The organism is Bacillus sp. SH5-2 (assembly GCF_008368905.1).
GTDB lineage: Bacteria > Bacillota > Bacilli > Bacillales > Bacillaceae_G > Bacillus_A > Bacillus_A luti.
Genome location: NZ_QOSD01000011.1, coordinates 104,744 through 127,702, shown reverse-complemented (window position 1 = coordinate 127,702; position 22,959 = coordinate 104,744). Strand labels below are relative to the sequence as shown.

The 22,959-nt window shown below is 35.2% G+C and carries 21 protein-coding genes and 3 riboswitches; of the genes, 3 read left to right on the top strand and 18 right to left on the bottom strand.

The window, feature by feature from the left end:
* The first annotated feature begins 31 nt into the window (after positions 1-31).
* On the top strand, positions 32-1,315 hold the full coding sequence (locus DN410_RS08950) for an MFS transporter (protein ID WP_149176222.1): 1,284 nt from the start codon (positions 32-34) through the stop codon (positions 1,313-1,315).
* 70 nt (positions 1,316-1,385) lie between these two features.
* Here DN410_RS08950 and DN410_RS08945 read toward each other — a convergent pair whose 3' ends face one another.
* The 14 genes from DN410_RS08945 to DN410_RS08875 form a co-directional block, all read right to left on the bottom strand.
* On the bottom strand, positions 1,386-1,637 hold the full coding sequence (locus DN410_RS08945) for a helix-turn-helix transcriptional regulator (protein ID WP_001974760.1): 252 nt from the start codon (positions 1,635-1,637) through the stop codon (positions 1,386-1,388).
* A gap of 56 nt (positions 1,638-1,693) precedes the next feature.
* Positions 1,694-2,926 (bottom strand): MFS transporter, encoded by a 1,233-nt coding sequence (locus DN410_RS08940; RefSeq protein ID WP_149176221.1) that lies wholly within the window; start codon positions 2,924-2,926, stop codon positions 1,694-1,696.
* 66 nt (positions 2,927-2,992) lie between these two features.
* Positions 2,993-3,574, bottom strand: a complete 582-nt coding sequence (locus tag DN410_RS08935; protein WP_060629388.1) for a TetR/AcrR family transcriptional regulator — start codon at positions 3,572-3,574, stop codon at positions 2,993-2,995.
* Between the two features lie 80 nt (positions 3,575-3,654).
* Positions 3,655-3,798 carry a histidine kinase gene (locus DN410_RS08930; RefSeq protein WP_149176220.1) on the bottom strand — a complete coding sequence of 48 codons (144 nt, stop codon included), beginning with the start codon at positions 3,796-3,798 and terminating at the stop codon, positions 3,655-3,657.
* Positions 3,799-3,924: 126 nt separating this feature from the next.
* Complete coding sequence (locus DN410_RS08925; RefSeq protein WP_149176219.1) at positions 3,925-4,170, bottom strand: hypothetical protein; 246 nt, start codon at positions 4,168-4,170, stop codon at positions 3,925-3,927.
* Positions 4,171-4,183: 13 nt separating this feature from the next.
* Positions 4,184-4,498, bottom strand: coding sequence for a thioredoxin family protein (locus DN410_RS08920; RefSeq protein ID WP_149176218.1), 315 nt, complete (start codon positions 4,496-4,498; stop codon positions 4,184-4,186).
* A gap of 10 nt (positions 4,499-4,508) precedes the next feature.
* Positions 4,509-4,880, bottom strand: a complete 372-nt coding sequence (locus DN410_RS08915) for a DnaJ family domain-containing protein (protein WP_149176217.1) — start codon at positions 4,878-4,880, stop codon at positions 4,509-4,511.
* 531 nt (positions 4,881-5,411) lie between these two features.
* On the bottom strand, positions 5,412-6,956 hold the full coding sequence (locus tag DN410_RS08905) for an ABC-F family ATP-binding cassette domain-containing protein (RefSeq protein WP_149176215.1): 1,545 nt from the start codon (positions 6,954-6,956) through the stop codon (positions 5,412-5,414).
* A 444-nt stretch (positions 6,957-7,400) separates the two neighbouring features.
* On the bottom strand, positions 7,401-8,150 hold the full coding sequence (locus tag DN410_RS08900) for an ABC transporter ATP-binding protein (protein ID WP_149176214.1): 750 nt from the start codon (positions 8,148-8,150) through the stop codon (positions 7,401-7,403).
* Positions 8,147-9,145 carry an ABC transporter substrate-binding protein gene (locus DN410_RS08895; protein WP_149176213.1) on the bottom strand — a complete coding sequence of 333 codons (999 nt, stop codon included), beginning with the start codon at positions 9,143-9,145 and terminating at the stop codon, positions 8,147-8,149. Before DN410_RS08895 ends, DN410_RS08900 begins: the two co-directional genes overlap by 4 nt.
* The gene (locus tag DN410_RS08890) at positions 9,142-9,915 is read right to left on the bottom strand and encodes an ABC transporter permease (protein ID WP_149176212.1); all 774 of its coding nucleotides are present in this window, start codon (positions 9,913-9,915) and stop codon (positions 9,142-9,144) included. The genes DN410_RS08895 and DN410_RS08890 overlap by 4 nt, the downstream gene beginning before the upstream one ends.
* Entirely contained in the window at positions 9,887-10,207 is a 321-nt protein-coding gene (locus tag DN410_RS08885) for an MTH1187 family thiamine-binding protein (RefSeq protein WP_000082902.1), read from the bottom strand. The genes DN410_RS08890 and DN410_RS08885 overlap by 29 nt, the downstream gene beginning before the upstream one ends.
* 100 nt (positions 10,208-10,307) lie before the next feature.
* Positions 10,308-10,409: riboswitch (TPP riboswitch) on the bottom strand.
* A 52-nt stretch (positions 10,410-10,461) separates the two neighbouring features.
* A complete protein-coding gene (locus DN410_RS08880; RefSeq protein ID WP_149176211.1) occupies positions 10,462-14,034 on the bottom strand; it encodes a non-ribosomal peptide synthetase family protein in 3,573 nt (1,190 codons plus the stop codon).
* A gap of 170 nt (positions 14,035-14,204) precedes the next feature.
* Positions 14,205-15,944, bottom strand: coding sequence for a methyl-accepting chemotaxis protein (locus DN410_RS08875; protein WP_149176210.1), 1,740 nt, complete (start codon positions 15,942-15,944; stop codon positions 14,205-14,207).
* Between the two features lie 142 nt (positions 15,945-16,086).
* Positions 16,087-16,171, bottom strand: a riboswitch (cyclic di-GMP riboswitch).
* 282 nt (positions 16,172-16,453) lie between these two features.
* On the opposite strand from DN410_RS08875, the gene DN410_RS08870 reads away from it, so the two are divergent.
* Positions 16,454-17,767, top strand: a complete 1,314-nt coding sequence (locus DN410_RS08870; RefSeq protein ID WP_149176209.1) for an anaerobic C4-dicarboxylate transporter family protein — start codon at positions 16,454-16,456, stop codon at positions 17,765-17,767.
* Positions 17,768-17,824: 57 nt separating this feature from the next.
* On the opposite strand, the gene DN410_RS08865 is transcribed toward DN410_RS08870, so the two are convergent.
* The 4 genes from DN410_RS08865 to DN410_RS28365 all read right to left on the bottom strand — a co-directional run bounded on the left by DN410_RS08865 (position 17,825) and on the right by DN410_RS28365 (position 20,665).
* On the bottom strand, positions 17,825-18,760 hold the full coding sequence (locus DN410_RS08865) for an alpha/beta hydrolase (RefSeq protein ID WP_149176208.1): 936 nt from the start codon (positions 18,758-18,760) through the stop codon (positions 17,825-17,827).
* Positions 18,761-18,843: 83 nt separating this feature from the next.
* A complete protein-coding gene (gene thiE, locus DN410_RS08860) occupies positions 18,844-19,503 on the bottom strand; it encodes a thiamine phosphate synthase (protein ID WP_149176207.1) in 660 nt (219 codons plus the stop codon).
* A 14-nt stretch (positions 19,504-19,517) separates the two neighbouring features.
* The gene (gene thiM, locus DN410_RS08855) at positions 19,518-20,327 is read right to left on the bottom strand and encodes a hydroxyethylthiazole kinase (protein ID WP_149176206.1); all 810 of its coding nucleotides are present in this window, start codon (positions 20,325-20,327) and stop codon (positions 19,518-19,520) included.
* 70 nt (positions 20,328-20,397) lie between these two features.
* Positions 20,398-20,510, bottom strand: a riboswitch (TPP riboswitch).
* A gap of 23 nt (positions 20,511-20,533) precedes the next feature.
* Positions 20,534-20,665 carry a hypothetical protein gene (locus tag DN410_RS28365; protein ID WP_255446703.1) on the bottom strand — a complete coding sequence of 44 codons (132 nt, stop codon included), beginning with the start codon at positions 20,663-20,665 and terminating at the stop codon, positions 20,534-20,536.
* Between the two features lie 89 nt (positions 20,666-20,754).
* On the opposite strand from DN410_RS28365, the gene topB reads away from it, so the two are divergent.
* On the top strand, positions 20,755-22,944 hold the full coding sequence (gene topB, locus DN410_RS08850) for a DNA topoisomerase III (RefSeq protein WP_149176205.1): 2,190 nt from the start codon (positions 20,755-20,757) through the stop codon (positions 22,942-22,944).
* Positions 22,945-22,959: the final 15 nt, after the last annotated feature.

Below are 22,959 nucleotides of genomic sequence, written 5' to 3'. Positions count from 1 at the left end.
TAGTAGAACAAATTTAAGGGGGGAACATTATATGAAAAAAATGTCCAGACAAGAAAAAAGCTGGATATTATACGATTGGGCGAACTCGGTATATTCGCTCGTCATTACAACTGCATTATTTCCAATTTACTTTAAAGCAGCTGCAAAAGAAGCTGGATTATCCGGTGCAACTTCAACAGCCTATTGGGGATATGCAAACTCGTTCGCAACACTTTTAATTTCTATACTTGCTCCTATTCTTGGCACAGTTGCTGATTATAAAGGATTTAAGAAGCGATTTTTCACATTCTTCTTTGGACTCGGCATCGTATTTACAAGTATGCTAGCAGTCGTTCCAACATCTCAGTGGTATTTATTACTAGGATGCTATATGCTCGCATTAGTCGGTTTTGCTGGAGCAAATATTTTTTATGATGCATTTTTAGTAGATGTCACTTCTGAAGATAGAATGGATCGAATTTCTACGAGAGGTTTCGCTTTAGGCTATATTGGGAGTACTATTCCTTTTATCGGTTGTATCGCTCTTATTATTCTTGCTCAAAAAGGAACTATTCCTTTATCCGTTGGCATTGCTAGTCAAATTTCATTCGCAATAACAGCTCTTTGGTGGGGATTATTTACAATTCCAATGTTAAAAAATGTAGAGCAAACGAACTATATTGAACGTCACCCTAGACCAATTACAATGAGCTTCAAACGCCTTGCTGATACTTTTAAAAATATTAAAGAATACAAAACTGTATTTATGTTCCTAATCGCTTACTTTTTCTATATTGACGGGGTCGATACAATTATTACTATGTCCACCGCTTACGGAACAGATCTTGGTATTAGTGCAACAAATCTATTAATCATCTTATTTGTCACACAAATTGTAGCTTGTCCATTCGCTTTATTATATGGAAAATTATCAGAAACATTTACAGGTAAAAAAATGCTATATGTTGGTATTATTATTTATATCATTATCTGCACATATGCTTATTTCTTAAAAACGACACTCGATTTCTGGATTTTAGCAATGTTAGTTGCCACTTCTCAAGGTGGTATTCAAGCACTTAGTCGTTCCTACTTTGCGAAACTAGTACCTAAAGAATCTGCAAATGAATTCTTCGGATTTTATAATATATTTGGCAAGTTTGCCGCAATTATGGGTCCAGTATTAGTCGGTGTTACAACCCAATTAACGGGAAAAACAAACGCTGGTGTCCTTAGCATTATTGTACTGTTCATTATCGGTGGATTCTTACTAACTAGAGTTCCTGAAAATAATACATCCGTTACACCACCTAGTCCAAAAACTAAAACGCTATAAGAAAAAGATCCTCTTCATATGAAAAGAGGATCTTTTTTATTTTTAACGATGCACCTTACAATGAAAGACTCTATTGCTTGTACAAAAATAATTTATCAACAGTTGTTCCTAATACTTCCGCTAAACGAAAAGCTAACGCTAAGCTCGGATCATATTTATTATTCTCAATTGCATTTATCGTCTGTCTTGAAACTTTACACTTATCAGCTAATGCACCTTGTGAAATATTATTTTCAGTGCGTAATTCATAAATTTGATTTTTCACATCTTTTCTCCTAACATGTAAAATCGTTTTTACAACATTAGTATATAGTCGGTACATTTCATTGTCAAAAGATCGTCATGAAAAAAGGGAGCAACTCCGCCCCCTTACAATAGCTATTTCGAAGCCAATGAATTCGTCATTTCCTCTCGATTAACAACATCTTCTTTCTTTATTTGCATACGTAAAACCGGACCTATTGCTAATAAAATAAGTGACATTGCTATACAAAATACGGTAACTAGTGAGGTCAGCTCCTTCAATCCTCCAGCTAGTGAAGTTCCAATTAACATTGCTCCCATAAACAACGGTAAAATCGTCCCATTTACTCTTCCAATCATATTTTCTGGTACAAGTTGAATCATAAGCGTACCGACAACGATATTAACACAAGCCAAACAAATACCTGTTCCAAATCTCATGAAACTAGTAATCCAAAATGATGTAGATAGCCCTTCTACTAAAAATGATATCGCTAATATGCTCATACCAAATACAAACATCTTTTTCGGATTCACTTTTGAAGCAAAAACTGCAGCAACAATCCCACCAATTAACATACCTATTCCATCAGCTGCTGCTAAATACTGAACTGCTTCCTTTTCCATTCCAAGGCGTTCTATTACAAGAAACACCTCTAATGGATTCGTTAGTCCAACTGCTAAACCCATAACAGTGAAAGTGATCGTAATCATACGTAAATTTCTCGTCTGAAGAACGTATTTCCAACCTTCTTTTATATCATTTTTTAATGAATCTCTCGCCACTTTCTCTTGTTCAACCCATTTTGGTAAAAATGAAAGGGCGATAGCAGATAACAAAAATAAAATAATTAAGCTATATAGTGACGTAAATAAACCAAGTTGTGTATACACAAGCGATCCTACCACTGGTCCAAAAATCATAAATAATGACTGTAATGTTTGGTTAAATGCAATCGCATTTGCTACCTGTTCTTCCTTTACATAGCGCTTAAATATACGCGAAGATGATGGCTGAGAAAACTGACCTACAATCGCGGAAATGAGTGTTGCAAAAAATATTGCTTGCCAATAATCCAGCTTTAACAACAAAACAATACCTATAATAGACAGTACACTTAACACATCTCCAGCAACCATCGTTCTTTTCGGATTCCAGCGATCAGCTAGCGCACCACCGATAAACGAGAAAATAAAAATAGGTGCATATTCCATAACCGATAACAACGAAACGGAAACAGGATCATTATTCGTTCGCTCCATTATGAAATACAAAAGGGCCATATTTCTGATCCAAATTGCAAATTGTTGTAAAATATCAGATGCCATAACGAGCATAAATGCTCTGTTTTTAAATAAAGCGTTCATTTTCATTCCCCTTCCACAAACCGACCGTCCGGTCTAATTTAATTTGTAAGAAAAGCAACTGACCTATTATTCAGCTGCCATTCCTTTTAACAATACATCTATTGCCTTTTTATAAATACGTTTCAACTCTTTATAATCTAACTCGTAGTAAAGTACTCCAAGCCCTGATAATAATCCATTCACAATATACATAAGATCGCGCGTATTATCTTCACGAAATTCTCCAGACTGTATGCCTGCTTCAATTAATTTCTCAAACATAACATATGATTCTCTAGTTAAAGCTAACAGTTCATCCAAAATCTCTTTACTTACAACTTGGCTCATAGAAAATTCCTCTATTGCATTTGAAATTGGTTGCTGTATGTCCTCTACATGATATTCCGCGAGACCATATAGTTTTTCAGTACTAGTACTATATAACTTCTCTTTTTCATTCCATTTTTCAAGCCAATCATACGTATGCTGTTTCACTACAAATAAAAATAATTCTTCTTTACTTTTAAAGTGATAATAAATACTGCCTTTACTTCGCTCTGTAATTTCACAAATCTCTTCCATAGATGTAGCTGCATAGCCCTGCTGTGAAAACAAACTTTCTGCTTTATATGCAATTTCTTTCTTTATCTCTTCTGCACTTCTTCTCATATTCACACCTCTTTAAACCGACCGTTCAGTCTAATGATAACAAATTAAAAACCTCTATTACAAGAGGCTATATTCCTTATTTAAGAAAACGTACTCTCAAACCACGTTCGGATCATATGTATTATTCCAATTTTAAATCCTAATTTAACAAGAAATATACCTCCCGCAGCTAATAAAAACAACATTACTTTCCCCTTGTTTTTCACTTTCGGTTCCCTTTTCATTTCCATTCCCCTTAGTATGTTAAAATTATTTAATCAAACGTTTGTTTAACTGTTTTTATGCATATGTAAGCCAACTAATCAAACGTTTGTTTAAAAAGAAATACGCCTATATAAGGCGCATTTTCATCAATCACCGCTACCACCGCAGCTTCCCCCACTATCTCCGCCAAAAGAACCTCCGCAATCATGTGAACCTCCATCATGCGAGCTATCATTATCAGATCCAGCAAAGAAAAATAGTGGCGATGAGTTGTTAGATGAGTTATGAATGCTATTTTGTTTTGTAAGATTTACCTTCTTTTTGTTTGATCGAACTGCTGTTACAATTGTTCCAACTACAACAAATAATAGTATGACAATAATAAATTCCATATAAAAGCCTCCCTTAGTCTTCGAATAATTGAATGGTTCTTTCTAGATTTTCAAGTGAAATGAAGCGCGATTCACGAAGGATTTCTTTTCCCTTATAAAATAATAAAACTGTTGGACCTGTAAATACGGCATATCGCCCCGCAATCTCTTGCATGTCTTGTAGCAATATCTCTATTTTCTCTACGTAATCATAATTCTCTAATACGTAATTTACTTTCCTTAACATAACATCACAAACACCGCAATTTTCCGTTTTAATAAATAGAAGTACTACTTGTTGTTTTTCAATATATGTCGCTAATTCTTCTATTGTTTCAAATGTATTCATCTTATCCCTCTTAGCGTAATTTACGAAATACTTTATCCTGATACATACGAAAAGCTGAACTATCTTTACTCTTTCTCTTTTCCATTACTTGCTGAAAACGTAGTGTTTTCGCTGTTAACTCTTCTTGTAACTTTTTTCTCTCCGCTTCATCATAACAGCAAGAGATTAAATCCTCTATTTTTAATATATCTTTTTGTAGTTCCATTTCTTGTGGAATCATTCCCGCGTTTTTTAAAATTTTATAGCTCATTCTAAGTTCTGGAGGTACCATTGAAAGGTCTTCTAATTGTAGTGGTTTTCCTTTTCCCGGAATATGATCGAGATCACCGTTCCGTATTGCTTGGCGAATTTTTTCTTCGGCAATGTTCAAAAACACATCCACATTACTCCCTCCCTTACATATTTTTACTATTATTTTACATGAAATTTCATTATCTTGCTACGCCATTCAAGATTGACTCCATACAGTTTTTTAAACAATATATAAAATTACTATTCCTTCTGATAAACCCGTTACAATCAAGGACGAAGTCAGAGGAATCCTAGCAAACATTATAATAACCTATTATAATTATATTCGATTTATAATATGAAGTTTATGTGAAGTTCATCTGAAGTTTACATGAATTTCCTTTTACTTCTATTGCCTTCCTATACTAATCACATTATCCTTTACATATAGGAATTATTTTCATTCCATTTCAAACTATCTATATATATAAAGAAAGATAGATAGTGGCCTATTAGGGAAAGGCATCTAGTATTATTACAAATATAAATATAACAAAAGAAAAAGCACGCTTATAAGCGCACCATAAGAGTGTTTCTTCATACACTTCTCATGTAAGAGTTCTCGAAAATCATGTTAATCACAAAGAAAAGGCATTAGCTTTTATAAGCTAATGCCTTTTCTTTATTCATATTGTTCAGCATTCCATTCTTCTATATTCCATATTTTCGTTATCCACGATTCATAGAAAGAAGGCTCATGTGAAACAATTAAGATCGTTCCTTTATATCGTTGTAACGCTTCCTGCAAAGCCTTCTTAGTTTCTATGTCCAAATGATTAGTCGGTTCATCTAAAATTAAAACATTACTTTTCGTTACGATCAATTCACAAAGTCGTACCTTTGTTTGTTCCCCTCCGCTTAATAAACAAAGCGGCTTTAATACATGCTCTTCTTTCAATCCACACTTCGCTAATGCTTGACGTACTTCTTTCTTTGTCATATCTGGTCGTTCTTCCCAAACTTTCTCTAACGGTGTTATTTCTGAAGCAAACTCCTCCTGTGCAAAATAGGCAGGATTTACTCGTTCCCCAATAGAAATTGAACCGCTTAGTGGCTTTATTTGACCTAATAACGTTTTTAACATTGTCGTTTTTCCGATTCCATTCTGGCCAACAATAGCTATCTTTTCTCCTTTCTTCACTTGAAAATCTAATTCTGGAAATAGCGGATTGCTATAGCCTATTCTCAATTTCTCACCCTGTAATATACGACTTACTGGCTCAGCATAAACATTAAAATCAAAACGGGACCGAGGTACATTATGAATCTTTTCAACCTTTTGCATTTTCTCCAATACTTTCTCTCGACTTTTGGCTTGTTTCGCTTTTCGAATTTTATTTTTTTGAATAAATGTTTCTAACTGGGCAATTTCTTTTTGTTGTTTCGCATACGCTGCTTGTAATTGTTTCTTTTGCAGTTCATAATTCTGTACAAAACTTCTATAACCACCTACATAACGCTTAACCTTTCGTTCTTCTAGATGATAAATAACGTTCGTAATATTGTTTAAAAATACTTCATCATGCGAAATGATGATATAAGCTTTTTCATACATTTGTAAATATGATTGCAACCATTCTATATGTGCCGTATCTAAATAGTTTGTTGGCTCATCTAACAATAAAACATCCGCTTTTTCTAAAAGAAGCTTTCCAAGTAACAACTTTGTCCGCTGCCCTCCGCTTAAATCTGAAATATCCTTCTTCATCCCTACTTCAAACAACCCTAAGCCTGTTGCCACTTCTTCAATTTCTGTATGAATTTGATAAAAATTAGAACTCTCCAATATCGTTTGTAATTCTCCATACCTTACTAACAATTTTGTTACTTCTTCTGCTTCAGCCATTTCCTCTGCGAGGTTTAACATTTCACATTCAATCGCATACAAATTAGAAAATGCACTTTGCAAGTATTCTTCAATTGTTATGCCTTCTTGTAAATCTATATGTTGCTGTAAAAACCCTACCTTCACATGCGGAAACCATTCAATGTTTCCGTCATCATGTATAATTTCTCCTGTTAACAGGCGTAACAGTGTTGATTTTCCAATGCCATTTTCTCCAACTAACCCAACATGTTCTCCCTTTAATAGTCGAAAACATGCATTATATAAGATGGTTTTCTCACCATACGAATGACTTACATTTTCTACTGTTAATATACTCATTTTTCTCTCTCCTTTACTTATCATCTATAAGCTAAATAGAGAGACCGACAGTATAAAGCCTTATTTAATTGTGTATATAAAAAATGGGTAAGGTGAATACACCTTACCCATTACATATTATCGTAAAAAAGGATTAAGGTTCTTTACCTGCTGTCTTCAATTTAGCTTAATTGTTAACAATGGGCAGACTTCTCCCGTCTTAAGCTAAAACCATTTGAAGAACAGTCGATAAAGTCATTTTATCCTTTCACTCCTTTAACATTTGTTATAGTAAGAGTATAAACTACTCTGTTATATTCTATTCTCTATTTTTTCTTTTGTTCCTTCTTCAAAATGATCTACTGTTAATGAATCCACTATTTTCTCGATAGATTTCAGCTTTCTCCTCCTATAAAAAAAGCCTCTTAACAGTAATTACACTAAAAACTGTCAAAAGGCTTTTTTCTATTTTTTCATATAAGGAGCTAATACTCTTAAAATCTCTTCCTTATCCTTCTTTAACTCAAGTGATGTTAACATATCCATCGTTCGCGGCCTAGGTAATTTCACTTGTACTTCGCCAACTATTGATGCTGGTCTTTGAGATAAAATAAATACGCGATCAGAAAGCAAAATGGCCTCATCTAAGTCATGGGTAACCATAACAATTGTTTGCTTTTCCTGGTGCCAAGAATTCAAAAGCCAACTGTGTACTTCCATTTTTGTAAATGCATCCAATTTTCCAAAAGGCTCATCAAGGAGCATAATCGGTTTTTCACATAAATATGTGCGAAGAAAGCTAATTCTTTGGCGCATACCACCAGACAATGCATCTGGGTAATGATCGGCATATTCATCTAACTCAAACTGCTTTAATGCTTCCATTCCTTCTGCCAGCCTTTGTTTTTTAGGCTTTCCTTCAATCTCCAACGGAAGAACAATATTTTGCAAAGCAGATCGCCACGGTAATAATAAATCTTGTTGCGGCATGTAGCTTACAACATCTTGCTCTCGTACGTGCTTATCATTATACGTGACGCTACCACTTGTTGGAGTTTCTACATGTGCAATCATGTTTAATAATGTGCTTTTCCCGCAACCACTCGGACCTACAAAGGAAACGAATTCTCCCTCTCGTATAGAGGCACTAATATTTGTTAATACATTCTTTCCATCGAAAGATTTTACAATATCTTTTATTTGTAATCCGCTCATTTTTCACTTGGAAGGAATTCATTTGTAAAGGCATCTTTTACATCGATTTTCTTTTTAATAACTTTGTTGTCATATAAGAAATTCATGTAATTTGTCCAAATTTCTTCCTTCTGTACTCCCCACGCTTTAGCATCATCTTGATACTTTGTGCTTAACCACTTTTGACTTTCTTGTACTAACTCTTTATTTACATCTGGGACAGCTTTAATTAAAATATCCGCGGCTTCTTTCGGTTCTTTAATTGCAAAATTATAACCTTCTGTCGTTGCAGTCATAAACTTTTTCACAAAATCTTTATCTTGCTTCGTATGTTTTTCACTCGTAATAATAATAGGACTGTAGAAATCAAGCGCTGGATCTAGGTCTTTTACCATAATCGTATTTAACTCTTTCCCTTGACGCTTCGCTTCAATTCCATCCCAACCGTAATAAATCCATTCGAAATCTGCATCTCGGCCAATTGATTTAAAGAAATCTGTTTGTCCTAAGATGATTTTTTCAACTTTATTAAAATCAGCTTGATGCTTATCCATAATTGTTTTTAACGTCGCTTCTTCCGCTGGTCCTCCCCAGCCTCCGTAACGTTTACCTTCAAAATCCTTCGGTGATGTCATATTATCTTTCTTAAGCGATGCAAAAGCTGAAGTGTTATGCTGAATAATTGCTCCTACAGACACAACAGGAATCCCTTCCACACGAGCTAACGTTACATTTTCTTGTGCACTTATTGCGAAATCAGCTTTTCCTGAAGCTATCATTTGTTCCGCTGTTACATTATCACCTGGCTGGATAATTTCTACATCTAATCCTTGCTTTTTATAATAATCTTTCGTTTGCGCTACATATAAGCCAGTATGATTCGTATTTGGAAACCAATCTAATACTACTTTTACTTTTTGATCTTTACTTGCACTTTCTTCTTTCTTCGCCGGATTACATCCAGCCACACCTACTGCTAATAAAGCAGCTAACATAACTTTTAAACCTTTTTTCATTTTCTGCCGTCCTTTCTATATATCCATGGTGCTGTTATTCTTGCCATAAACTCCACGATAAAATACAGACATAATGTCACCATGACGATAATCGCAGCAACACCAAATACTCGGGCAGTTAAAAAGGATTTTGTTGCTCTCGTAAGCATAACCCCTAACCCTTCACTTGCACCGAGCCATTCTCCGATAATTGCCCCCATTACGCTATATGTAACTGCAATTTTTAGACCTGAGAAAAAGTATGGGAGCACTGCTGGAAACTTTACTTTTTGGTAAACTTGCCATTTCGTTGCCTTCATTGTTTGCAACAATTTCAACATATTTTTATCCACTGTTTGAAAACCTTCTAAAATGCTAAGCGCAATTGGAAAGAAACAAACGAGTATGACTACCATTACTTTCGGTAACATCCCATAGCCGAACCAAATAATAAATAACGGTGCGAGTACAACGATTGGAATTGTTTGCGAAATAACGAGCAATGGATTTATTAAAATACGAAATAAAGGGATAACGTCCATAAGAATTGCAATGCTCGTCCCAATTAAAATCGCAAAAAACAGTCCGATTATAACTTCCTGCAGTGTTTGCATCGTATTTGGTAATAGTAAACCTTTCATTCCAATTAACTCTTGAACAATGGCAGAAGGCTTCGGTAAAATCCACGGCTCAATTTTAAATAATGAAACAGATCCTTCCCATATCGCAATGAGAAGGATAAGCCAAATAGTTGTAATAAGTTTAGATTGCTTCTGGTTTTGCATATTCATCACGGTACTTCCAAACCTTTTCATCTATCGTTACACCAGTGCTTGGACGATAGTGGATTTTAATCGAAGTAATCACTTCTTCTGCTCCAGCATCGACGCATGCTTGTTGTGCACGTTTAATGACATCAAGAAGTACATCTAATTCTCCTTCCAGCGTTGTTTCCATTGCTCCTACTTCATAACGAACTCCCGATTGTTGCACAACTTCAATTGCTTTATCAACAACAGAATATACATCTTTGTTCTTCGCTTGTGGTACTACTGAAAATGACATTGTAACTTGTTGTGACATAATAAAATCCCCCTTAAAAATAAGTTTTCAAAAAAAGAAAAGGCTTTCCTACCATGTAGGAAAGCCTTGTATACAAGTTATTCTATAATAACTTATGCTACATCACTTTAAAGTAACTCCCTACGCTGGCATTATCCAGATCAGGTTGAGGGTCGATGTATACTTACATCCTCTCAGCCAATTGGCTCCCCGGTTCTTAATTCGTTTTCATTGTAGCATGATTTATTTTATTGAACAAACAAAACCATGCATAATCATTTCATTATCTTTGAAAAATATCCAACTCGTTCACCATGAGCTAATAATTGCTGAATAAATTCTTTGTTAATTGCTGGCACTACCAGTTCTTTTTTCTTAATCCATTCATTCGTTCTACGAGTACCCATTACAATTTCGGATTGTTGTGCTCCATCACCTGCAACTTGCGAAGCAATTAGCTCTGCTATTACTTCATCTTCCTTTGCTAACTTAAGTCCAGTATCTATATATTGTGAGAGTGAAACCATTTCAAGATTATATCCACATTCCTCAATTAGCTGTATGAAATGTTCAAATTCAATTTGATTTGGATGGCATATATGTAGCGTTTCTCCTACAACTTTTGGATCTTGTAAATACGCTACAATTGATTTACTAGCAAAATCAATTGGTGTAAAATCGATTTTCCACTTCACATTTGGAGCTTGTCCAATGAGTAACATCGCTTTAATAAGACGGTAAAATGCATTCCCCTCAATATTTTGCTGGAATACACCTGTCTCTGAATGACATGCTAAATTACCTGCACGATAAATATTTCCTTGTACACCGCCTTTTAAAGCTCTACGTACAAGATTCTCTGCCTGCAATTTACTATCAGAATACACATTCTCTAACTCTACATCGTAATTAAAATCACCTGTTTCGATATATGTATCCCATTGCTCTATCGCTAATTCTATCGGAATACCAATTGTTGAAATAAAGTGGAATGACGCTCCTTCTTCTGTTAATGCTAGCATGCGGCTTGTTCCATGAACGTTTACATTTGTGAACTGAGCTACATCTCCAAAATGCCTTACATCTGCCCCACAATGAATTACCGTATCAATCTTAGAACGTATGAGTAGAAACTCTTCTTCACCCATACCAAGATACTCTTCTCCAAGATCACCAGGTACTGCCGTTATACGTTGTAACCAATCCTTACTTATATCATTAAAGTAACTTGTTAATGTATTAATAATTCTTTGTTGTATGTTTTGTGTCGGTCTTACTAAGCAATAAATATGCGCTGTTGTATCTTTTAGTAATTCATACAAAATATGGGAACCTAAGTAGCCTGTCGCTCCTGTTAAAAAGATTTTTGAAACTGTACCGCTTTTCACTTTTTTTATATGTGAAATTGGCCCTGGCTCATGAATTACTTTATATGCGCGAAACGCCTCTTCTTCCTCCACTTTCACTGCCCTTTGAATTTGTGCTAATCCATATATTGTTCTTTCCTGGAAGAAGTCTTGAATTGTTAAGTATGGAAAATCCTCTTTCAGTAAAGTTAAAACCCGTAACACCTTCAATGAATGTCCACCAATTGTAAAGAAATCATCATGAACACCTATTTTCGATATTCCTAATACATCACCCCAAGCTTGTGCTATTTTCTCTTCCTTCTCAGTAGATGGCGCAATGTATTCTTGTAGACGAACTGGTTCGTATTCTTCTTCCAGTTGTGCTAATCGCTTCAAATCAACTTTTTTATTCGGTGTAAGTGGCAATTCATTAATATAAATTAATTTAGATGGTACCATGTAATCTGGTAATCGTTCCCTTAAATCGTGTATTAAGGTTTCCATAGCAGCTTCATTAATCGTTGTATAGAAAGCAACTAAATAATGGCTACCTTCCTCACTTTTCTTTATAAACACAGCTGCATCTTTTATCATTTCACATTTCGCAATTGTGTTTTGGATTTCACCTAGCTCAATTCGGTGCCCTCTAATTTTCACTTGATTGTCTTTACGATGTAGAAACTCAATGTTTCCATCTTCCAATACTTTGACAACATCACCTGTTTTATATATCCTACTATCATGTTTTATATGGTGTGGAATAAATACTTCTTCTGTTTTTTCTGGTTTATTAAAGTAACCCTTCGCTAAACCCACTGATTCTATATATAATTCTCCAGGTATACCAATTGGACAAATCTTCATGTTATCATTTAATATCCAAACTTTATAATTATCCGCTGGTCTCCCAATTGGAATACTAGCAAGTTTGTCATTTAAATCCGCTGGAATTGGATATGTCGTTGTTGTAATTGTACACTCTGTCGGACCATACGCGTTATTTAGCTGAACATGAGTACCAATTCTCTCTCGCCATAATTTCACCACTTCAGCAGTAAGCATTTCTCCACCAACTGCAATTCTCTTTAATGAATCCAGCTTATACTTACTTTCATCTGGAAGATATGTTGCTACTTGTTGTAAGAAAATTGTAGCTAAACCTAAAATAGATGTTGCCTTTGTTTTATAAATCGCATTTGCAAAAGCATCAACTGACAGTCTTTGCTCATCTAATAATACATATACATTTCCACCACAAAATAATGATGCGAATAACTCCCAAATAGATGCATCAAAACTAAATGAAGGGAACTGTGCGAAAATATCTTCTTCACTTAATTCATAATGTCTTTGCATCCATGTACATAAATTCACTACTCCGCGATGTGCAAGCATAGTTCCTTTTGGATTACCTGTAGAACCAGATGTGTAGATCATATATGCAATATCATCAAGGTGGATAGACAAGTGTACATCCGTCTCCGGAAACTGTTCCATATCGTAAAGAGATAATTCCCGAATATCCTCAAACGGTACTTTCACTTCTTTCGTTAAAACTAATTTTGATTGGCTATCCTCAATAATATATTGTACTCGATTTGCTGGATAATCTGGGTCAATCGGAATATACGCCGCACCTGTTTTTAAAACGGCTACTATACTGACTACCGTATCAATACTTCTCTTCATAAAGATACCAACATAATCACCTTGTTTCACTCCGTTATGTAATAACATGTGAGCAATTTGATTACTTTTTTTATTTAATTGTTCGTACGTTAATGTTCCTTCCACTGAAGATAAAGCTATACGATTTGAAAACTTCCTTACGGTTTCATAAAACATCTCCGCAATACTTTTATTCGGGTATGGTACTTCTGTACAATTCAGCTCTTTATATATCGCTAATTCTTCATCTGTAATAATATTCATATCTACAACACATTGCGTTTCATTTGCAATACCTTGCTGAATTACATACTGAATTTGGTTCATATAGCGAAGCGCTGTTTTTTCCTCTAATTGCATTTCATTATAAGAAACTTCGAAGCAATTATCCTTGAATTCAATAATGTTTAATTGACTATTTCCATTTTCTTTTCCGACTGTAATTGCAGGTTTCCCCCACTTTTCTTCATCGTACTGTAACAACACCTTTTGTGCTTCTTCCATGCTTTCTAACTGCATTATTTGATCACTAATTTCTAATTTCAATTCTTCATAAGAAAGCTTTTGTGCAATTGTGATACATAATGGATAACTGCTATGTCCTATATAATAAGGAATGACTATTCGCTTTTCATTACTAATATGATGCATCCATATAAAAGCTGCTACTATTACATCTAATTTCTTTTGTTCAATCCTTTTGCTATCTTTTACTTTCCTTTGCTTATATTCGCTTACTTGAAAATCTTTCGGTATCATAAGCGGTTCATAATTATGTTGTAAAAATTGTTCATATCTCTCCATATATGAACGTTTTAACAAAATACTCATTCTGAATCCTCTCGCTCTCCATAATATAAAAATATAATGAAACTTTAATCATCGGAGGAAATCTTCCCCCAATGATTAAAATCACACTAAAATATCCTAAAATCCAAATATTCAATTATTATTTTTAGAGAGAAAGGTGCAGATTAATATCTACACCTTATATTGTAATATTAACTTTTAAATTCCCCAATTAACTCTTGTAACTCCTGTGAAAGCCAGCTTAAAGAAGTAGCTAATTCAGCTATATCTTGTACTGACATTTCCTGTTCTTTCATACTCTCTTCAATATTACTACTACTATTCGCATACGTATTTGCAATATGTGATAGTTCATTTACAACACGAACAATGTTCTGGCTATTTTGCAATATATCACTTGAATTGCTAGAAACAGCTCTAACTTGATTTGTAACAGATTGAGCTGATTTTGAAATTTTCTCAAAGAAGGAACCACTACTTTGAACGAGTGTAATTCCAGACTCTACCTCTTTTGAACCTTTTTGCATTGAAACTACAGCCTCTTCTGCTTCGGCCTGTGTTTCCCCAATTAATTTAGCTATATCTTTTGCTGATGCTTCCGTTTGTTCTGCTAATTTCCGCACTTCATCGGCAACAACAGCAAATCCTCTTCCAGCCGCTCCAGCACGTGAAGCTTCAATAGAAGCATTTAGAGCTAATAAATTTGTTTGATTTGAAATGCCAGTAATTACAGTTACAATATCACTAATTTCTTTTGATCTTGTTTCCAATGAATAAATAATAGAAGATAAATCTTGTACTGCATTTTGAATCAAACTCATTTGATTAATAATTTGTTCAATAACCCCATTACCCTCAATTGAATGTTGCTCCATACCTTCTGAGGCAACCGCAACTTGTTTCGCAGCCCCTGTTATTTCTTCCATCTTATTTTCCATTTCATGTACAATACCTAAGCATTGTTGTACAGAATTTTCTTGAGACTGGGCACCAGCTCTTAACCCTACCATAGAACTCGCAATCTCTTGAACTGCCATACTATTCTCCTCTGTACTTGCTGACAATTCTTGTGAAGAAGAAGAAACTTGTTCTGCCGTCTGTTTCACTTTATCTATAATTCCTTTAAACTTCTCGATAGTATTATTAAAATATGCATTAATAATACCAATGTCATCTGGTCTTTCTTCTAATTTAATACTTAAATCTCCTTCGCCCACTTTACGCAATCCTTCGCGTAAATCTCGCAATGGAGCAAGTGAATTGCGCACAATTAAGAATTGAATAACTGTCGCAATTAAAACTGAAATACAAATAAACATTAAACCTTGCATCGTAAATTTCTTCTTTGTACTAGGAACAATAGAAGCATCTACATCAGCCGCAACAATCGCAACAATGTTTTCTTCTCCATCTGTAATTGGCTCTAATATCGTTACCCATGACCCTAGCTCATCTTCATATATTTCAGTTATTTGGGCTTTTTTTGTGCTCATTACTTTATCGTATGCTTTCATCCAACGAGCTGGTTGTTCATAGTAGTCTCCTGGTTTTACTGGAACAGCATTTGCTAATTCCGTAGTCAAACCAACTACCTGCAGCTCACCTTTTGTATTTGTTTTTGCCCCAACAACATACGTTTGTCCAACACTTCTCAATTCTTTTGTAACTTCATCTAACTGCTCTGTTAACTTTTCTCTTTTCTCTCTCTGTGCCGTTGGGTCCTTCGCAACATCCCTCAATATTTCTGCATTTAATTTATGTAATACCGCATCTCCAGTTTCAAAAGACTGCCTTTCAAATAAAGACATCATACTACTTTGAAACATGTTAAAACTTAACGCCCCCATACTACCTACAAGCGTCAAAATAACGAGTACGGTTAACAATACATTTTTTTGAAGAAACGATAGCTTGTGCCAATATTTTTTCATTAACATCACCTTTCTAAATTAAACCCACCTAAAATTTAAATATTAAAATATTTTTATACCTAATCGATAACTGTTCTCAAATGGGTATAAATATAAAAAAAAGACCAATGAAAAAAGCATTGGTCAAGACCAACCCTATCCGTCCGGTAACTGGCTAGCATAGCCTTTCGACCTTAGCCCCTGTAGTTTTGCGTCCTCATGTTTCCATCAGTTTGCCTTTCTCGCTGAACGAGTTGAACGATATGGGAGTTCTATGAGAATTAAATTATTCTCTTTCAAAGATTACAACATACAGATTAAAATGTCCACTTATTTAGAGATATAAATACAAAGTTCCAATGTATTATTTTTTCGAAATAATTTCAAAAAATACATGAATGTTACTTTTTTTGTGTTATATAATAAAAAATGTAGAAAAATCGAGGTTTCTTTTGATTAATTATTTAATTTTCATTCAAATTAAACTATTCGAATATATCTTAACTTATGAATTTCGGAGGTAGTTTATCATGTTTTGGCTACAATTTCTTACCTTATTACTCTGTATTTTTATTGGTGCACGCTTAGGCGGAGTTGGTTTAGGAGTAATGGGTGGAGTTGGTATGGCAATACTTGTTTTTGTCTTCCACTTACAACCAACCGCTCCTCCTATCGATGTAATGCTTATGATTTTAGCAGTAATTACTGCTGCGGGTGCTTTGCAAGCTGCTGGAGGAATGGACTATCTTGTTCATCTAGCTGAGAAAGCATTACGAAAAAATCCAAAGCGTATTACTTTTTTTGCTCCAATTGTTACTTATTTATTCACACTATGTGCTGGCACTGGTCACGTTGCCTATTCCGTACTTCCTGTTATCGCAGAAGTCTCTCGTGAATCAGGAATTAGACCTGAACGCCCAATGTCAATTGCCGTAATCGCTTCTCAACAAGCAATTACAGCTAGTCCCATTTCAGCTGCCACAGTTGCTCTTTTAGCAATGTTAGCTGACTATAAAATCACTTTATTAGATATTTTAAAAGTAAGTATCCCCTCTACTTTCATCGCTTGTATGGTAGCTGCATTCGTTGCTAGTAAAATGGGGAAAGAACTAAATGAAGACCCTGAATACTTAAAACGATTAAAAGAAGGCATGATTCCTAAGCTTGAAGAGAAAAAAGAATTTGTAGGTGTAAAAGGTGCTAAATTATCAGTTATCCTTTTCCTAGTAGGAACTTTTCTTGTCGTACTTCTTGGTTCATTTGAAGTACTTCGTCCAGGATGGATGGTTGACGAGAAGTTAGTTCGTCTCTCCATGCCCAACACAATTGAAATGGTTATGTTAACTATCGCAGCTCTTATTATTATTTTCTGTAAACCAAATGTAGAAAGCATTGTTTCTGGTAATGTCTTCAAAGCGGGCGCAACAGCAGTTGTTGCTATTTTCGGTATCGCTTGGATGGGAGATACTTTCTTTAATGGAAACTTAAATATGATTCAAGGATCTATTCAGCATTTAGTAACAAGTGCACCGTGGCTATTTGCTATCGCATTATTCATTCTATCTATTTTACTGTACAGCCAAGCAGCAACAGTTCGTGCTTTAATGCCACTTGGACTATCTCTTGGTATTCCACCAGCATTACTAATTGCGATGTTCCCTGCCGTAAACGGATACTTCTTCATTCCAAACTACGGGACAATCGTTGCTGCCATTAACTTTGACCGCACTGGTACAACAGGCATCGGGAAATATGTACTAAATCATAGCTTTATGATTCCTGGTCTAATCGCAACCTTTACTTCTATCGGAATTGGAATGCTCTTAATATCAATTATGTTTTAAATAGAAAGCACAAACCTATATTTAAAAAGGTTTGTGCTTTTTTAATCAAACGTTTGTTTAAATATTTTTAACTGTCCATTCTTCCATTATGTTCTTTAATATTTGTGTGAAGTCCGCTGGGAAAAGATGACCCAAACCTTCTCTAACAATTAGTTTACAGTTCACATTATATTTCTCGAACATCGCCATTAATTGAAGCGTGTTTTCGTAAAACGGATCTTTATCTCCCATAACAATATATCCTTCTATATTCGTTATATCATTTGATACGACTATACTTTCAATCGCCTCAACATCTCGAATAGCGGGTATCACTGCAATAAATTTTTGAGTCGCTAACATATTCTTTAACGCTAACTCTATCGCTATATTTCCCCCTTGAGAAGCTCCCGCAAGGATGATGTCTTCCAAGTCATATTTATCTATAAAATCATTAAAATTTTTCATAATATCTTTTATAGCTATATCATGCTTATCCCAGCTATAAGAATTCATTCCATGTACTTGTGAGGATTGAGAAAAACCTAACATATACTCACGTAATATTTCTTCTCCATACCAATACAGTGCAAAATCATTTATGTTTGATCCTCTCCAATGTAAAGAAAATAGCCCTGTCTTCGCCTCTTCATTTCCATAAGTAAATAATTTCGGGTCGGCTGTTAGCTGCTGTTTCTTAAAGATTTCTTCACACTTTTTCACTATCATTTTAAAAGCAGCATTCTCTCGTAATCCCTTTAAATCTTCATCCTGCATAAGTGTATGTGGATTCCACCAAATCCCCTTTTGTAAAGCTTCATTTAAACTAACAATTGCTTCTTCATACTTCCCTTCTATTGAAAGTACACACGCTTCCCAAAAGCTAGTTTTATCCATCCTTTCAGGGAACTCTCTTTTCGCTTTATCTATGTATCTATAAATAACATCAAAGTCTCCTTGTTCGAATAAACGAAATAATTCATTTTGCAACTCTACAAACTGTTTACGTTTCAAAACAATCATCTCCCTTTTTCTGAATATCAATATCAGACAAAAATAAAAAGCTATGTAGCATTTTATTACTACATAGCCTTCTTCTACAAACTCTTACTTACTTCCTCTACTAGCTCCTTTGTACTTTCATAAGCAGATTCCGCTAAACTAATCGCAGAAATAATAGAGACTCCATCCGCACCTGCTTCTATAACAGAAGCAGTATTTTCAATCGTAATCCCACCAATACCGACAATCGGTATCATAATTCCTTGTTCTCTAAAATGGGCTAATCCTTTCGTTCCTTGAACAGCTTTCGTGTCTTTTTTTGTACTCGTTGGAAAAATAGGTCCTACACCTAAATAGTCAGCCCCATTTTCAATTGCCCAGCGTGCTTCTTCAATTGTATGTGTAGATACACCAATAATTTTATCACCCATTTTTTCACGAACAGATGTAATTCCCTCATCATCTTGTCCAACGTGAACACCATCTGCATCTAGTTCAATGGCTAATTCAACATCGTCATTTACGATAAACGGTACACCATACTCCTTGCAAAGTGCTTGCACCTCTTTGGCAAACTGTAAACGTTTCTCTCCCGTTAAAGCTCCTTCTCCCTTTTCGCGAAATTGGAAAAGTGTCACTCCGCCGTCTAACGCTTCTTTCAATACAGCTAACGGATCCTTCATGCAGTTATTACTTCCCATAATAAAATACACTTGCAATAGCTTAGACATTTTATCTATTTCAATGCGTGCCATTTCTTTCACTCCTCTTACTCTAACTCCTCAATCTTTCCATACTTCTCAATATCAGCTGAAGTTGTATTCGCTAATTGATTTAAAAATTCAATTTGGAAACTACCAGGTCCTTTTTCTACCGTTTTAGCCGCTGCTAGTTCCGCTGTTACTCCATAAAATGTTAATGCCGCCGCGGCTGCCTTTACGTAATCTTTTTCTACCGCTGTAAAAGCTCCTATTACAGAAGTTAGTAAACAACCTGTCCCCGTAACTTTCGTTAAAATAGGATGACCGTTTCGAATGAGAACAGTTCGCTCTCCATCTGTAACAACATCTTCTTTTCCAGTAATCACCGCAACTGTATTCAATTCATCTGCTGCCTGTTTTGCAATACTTACAACATTTCCTTGTCCAGCACCAGCGTCTACCCCTTTAATTTCCCATCTCTCATTAATAACGTTCGCTATTTCAGCTGCATTTCCGCGGATAATCGCTAACTCGATTTCAGCCGGAATATGTCTCGCAACTTCTGTTCGATAAGACGTTGCTCCTGCACCAACTGGATCAAACAGTACTGGTACATTGTTCACATTTGCTGATTTACCCGCAAGTAACATCGCTTCTACTTCTTCAGGACGAAGTGTCCCCATGTTTAATACTAACGCTCCCGCAATGCTAGCCATTTCTGCCACTTCTTCTTTTGCATACGCCATTACAGGCGATGCCCCTAACGCTAGCAAACCGTTCGCTGTAAAATTTGTTACAACAACATTTGTAATATTATGAACAAGCGGATTAGAATCTCTTACTAAATCCACTACTTTACTAATTTCTTGTACATTCATTTTTTTCATCTCCTAACTATAATGGTGGGAGATACACAAAAAGACACTTTGCGTACGCAAAGTGTCTGAATATGTGCTTTTACACTCTCCCTACGCTGGCATTATCCAACAGGTTCAAATGGTCAATGACGGATTAATAGTCATACTCTCAGTTTGCATCCACAAACTCCCATGTGTTTATTATTCATCTAATTCAAAGTCTACTCTTATTCTAATAAAATAACAAGTTCTTTACTTTTCCGTCCTTTAAAACGACAATACGGTCTGCATAACAAGAAACAAATTTTTTTTGCTATTTTAATAGAAACATCTTCAACACCATCTTTATTTCCATTCATCAAAAATCATTCAAACTTCGAGCGTAACTGAATCTCAAGAAAATGTATGCTATATTTAACGTATGGAAATTTGAAAGGATGTTTTTAATATGTCAAAAAGCGTTGTAATCGCTGAAAAGCCTTCCGTTGCACGAGATATTGCTCGCGTACTGAAGTGTGATAAAAAAGGAAACGGCTATCTTGAAGGTAGTAAATATATTGTAACTTGGGCTTTAGGTCATCTCGTTACATTAGCAGACCCAGAAAGTTATGATGTGAAATATAAAAAGTGGAATTTAGAAGATTTACCGATGCTACCGGAGCGTTTGAAATTAACGGTTATTAAACAAACTGGGAAACAATTCAATGCTGTGAAAAGCCAGCTACTTAGAAAGGATGTAAATGAAATTATTGTAGCGACAGATGCTGGACGTGAAGGAGAATTGGTCGCTCGCTGGATTATTGATAAGGTTCGCATTAATAAACCGATCAAACGTCTATGGATTTCATCTGTTACTGATAAAGCGATTAAAGATGGCTTTGCAAATTTAAAACCCGGTAAAGCATATGATAATTTATACGCTTCAGCTGTCGCACGTTCTGAAGCTGACTGGTATATCGGCCTTAACGCAACTCGAGCTTTAACAACTCGCTTTAATGCTCAGCTAAATTGTGGTCGTGTACAAACACCCACTGTTGCTATGATCGCGAGCCGTGAAGATGAAATAAAGAACTTCAAAGCTCAAACTTACTACGGTATCGAAGCTCAAACAACGAATCAGTTAAAACTAACTTGGCAAGATGCAAACGGTAATAGCCGTAGTTTTAATAAAGAAAAAATTGATGATATTGTAAAAAATCTAGATAAACAAAATGCCACTGTTGTGGAAATTGATAAAAAACAGAAGAAGTCATTCTCTCCTGGTCTTTACGATTTAACTGAATTACAGCGTGATGCAAATAAAAAGTTTGGTTATTCTGCTAAAGAAACATTAAACATTATGCAGAAGTTATATGAACAACATAAAGTGCTAACGTATCCTCGTACAGATTCACGTTACATTTCATCTGATATCGTTGGAACACTTCCAGAACGTCTAAAAGCTTGTGGCGTCGGAGAATATCGTCCTTTAGCACATAAAGTATTACAAAAACCTATCAAGCCTAATAAATCATTTGTTGATGATAGTAAAGTAAGCGATCATCATGCAATTATTCCAACAGAAGGATACGTTAACTTCTCAGCCTTCACAGATAAAGAGCGTAAAATTTATGATTTAGTTGTAAAACGTTTCTTAGCTGTTTTATTCCCAGCATTCGAATACGAGCAACTAACATTACGTACAAAAGTTGGCAAGGAAACATTCATTGCACGTGGGAAAACAATTCTACATGCCGGTTGGAAAGAAGTATATGAAAATCGCTTTGAAGATGACGATGTAATGGATGACGTAAAAGAGCAACTTCTACCTCACATTGAAAAAGGTGATACATTAACTGTAAAGTTAATTATGCAAACATCAGGTCAAACAAAAGCACCTGCACGATTTAATGAAGCAACTTTACTTTCAGCAATGGAGAATCCTACAAAATATATGGATACGCACAATAAACAACTTGCTGATACATTAAAATCGACTGGTGGATTAGGTACTGTAGCAACGCGTGCTGATATTATCGACAAGCTATTCAATTCGTTCTTAATTGAAAAACGTGGCAAAGATATTCATATTACTTCAAAAGGCCGTCAGTTACTTGATTTAGTACCAGAAGAGTTAAAATCCCCTACACTAACTGGTGAATGGGAACAAAAACTTGAGGCTATCGCAAAAGGTAAGCTGAAAAAAGAAGTATTCATTTCTGAAATGAAGAACTATACGAAAGAAATTGTTTCTGAAATTAAATCGAGTGATAAAAAATATAAACATGACAATATTTCAACGAAGTCTTGTCCAGACTGCGGCAAACCGATGTTAGAAGTAAACGGTAAAAAAGGCAAAATGCTTGTATGCCAAGATCGTGAATGTGGTCACCGTAAAAATGTATCCCGCACTACAAACGCACGCTGCCCGCAGTGTAAGAAAAAGTTAGAATTACGCGGTGAAGGCGCTGGCCAAATTTTCGCATGTAAATGTGGCTATCGCGAAAAACTTTCTACATTCCAAGAAAGACGTAAAAAAGAATCTGGAAACAAAGCTGATAAGCGCGACGTTCAAAAATATATGAAACAACAAAACAAAGAAGAAGAACCATTAAACAACCCATTCGCAGAAGCATTAAAAAAATTAAAATTTGATTAAACAAAAAGGTTCCTA

Bases quoted from the DNA above. Each gene is read 5' to 3' on its own strand.
- DN410_RS08950 (WP_149176222.1), top strand. From the start codon at position 32: ATGAAAAAAATGTCCAGACAAGAAAAAAGCTGGATATTATACGATTGG.
- DN410_RS08945 (WP_001974760.1), bottom strand. From the start codon at position 1,637: ATGTACCGACTATATACTAATGTTGTAAAAACGATTTTACATGTTAGG.
- DN410_RS08940 (WP_149176221.1), bottom strand. From the start codon at position 2,926: ATGAACGCTTTATTTAAAAACAGAGCATTTATGCTCGTTATGGCATCT.
- DN410_RS08935 (WP_060629388.1), bottom strand. From the start codon at position 3,574: ATGAGAAGAAGTGCAGAAGAGATAAAGAAAGAAATTGCATATAAAGCA.
- DN410_RS08930 (WP_149176220.1), bottom strand. From the start codon at position 3,798: ATGAAAAGGGAACCGAAAGTGAAAAACAAGGGGAAAGTAATGTTGTTT.
- DN410_RS08925 (WP_149176219.1), bottom strand. From the start codon at position 4,170: ATGGAATTTATTATTGTCATACTATTATTTGTTGTAGTTGGAACAATT.
- DN410_RS08920 (WP_149176218.1), bottom strand. From the start codon at position 4,498: ATGAATACATTTGAAACAATAGAAGAATTAGCGACATATATTGAAAAA.
- DN410_RS08905 (WP_149176215.1), bottom strand. From the start codon at position 6,956: ATGAGTATATTAACAGTAGAAAATGTAAGTCATTCGTATGGTGAGAAA.
- DN410_RS08900 (WP_149176214.1), bottom strand. From the start codon at position 8,150: ATGAGCGGATTACAAATAAAAGATATTGTAAAATCTTTCGATGGAAAG.
- DN410_RS08895 (WP_149176213.1), bottom strand. From the start codon at position 9,145: ATGAAAAAAGGTTTAAAAGTTATGTTAGCTGCTTTATTAGCAGTAGGT.
- DN410_RS08890 (WP_149176212.1), bottom strand. From the start codon at position 9,915: ATGAATATGCAAAACCAGAAGCAATCTAAACTTATTACAACTATTTGG.
- DN410_RS08885 (WP_000082902.1), bottom strand. From the start codon at position 10,207: ATGTCACAACAAGTTACAATGTCATTTTCAGTAGTACCACAAGCGAAG.
- DN410_RS08880 (WP_149176211.1), bottom strand. From the start codon at position 14,034: ATGAGTATTTTGTTAAAACGTTCATATATGGAGAGATATGAACAATTT.
- DN410_RS08875 (WP_149176210.1), bottom strand. From the start codon at position 15,944: ATGAAAAAATATTGGCACAAGCTATCGTTTCTTCAAAAAAATGTATTG.
- DN410_RS08870 (WP_149176209.1), top strand. From the start codon at position 16,454: ATGTTTTGGCTACAATTTCTTACCTTATTACTCTGTATTTTTATTGGT.
- thiE (WP_149176207.1), bottom strand. From the start codon at position 19,503: ATGGCACGCATTGAAATAGATAAAATGTCTAAGCTATTGCAAGTGTAT.
- thiM (WP_149176206.1), bottom strand. From the start codon at position 20,327: ATGAATGTACAAGAAATTAGTAAAGTAGTGGATTTAGTAAGAGATTCT.
- DN410_RS28365 (WP_255446703.1), bottom strand. From the start codon at position 20,665: ATGAATGGAAATAAAGATGGTGTTGAAGATGTTTCTATTAAAATAGCA.
- topB (WP_149176205.1), top strand. From the start codon at position 20,755: ATGTCAAAAAGCGTTGTAATCGCTGAAAAGCCTTCCGTTGCACGAGAT.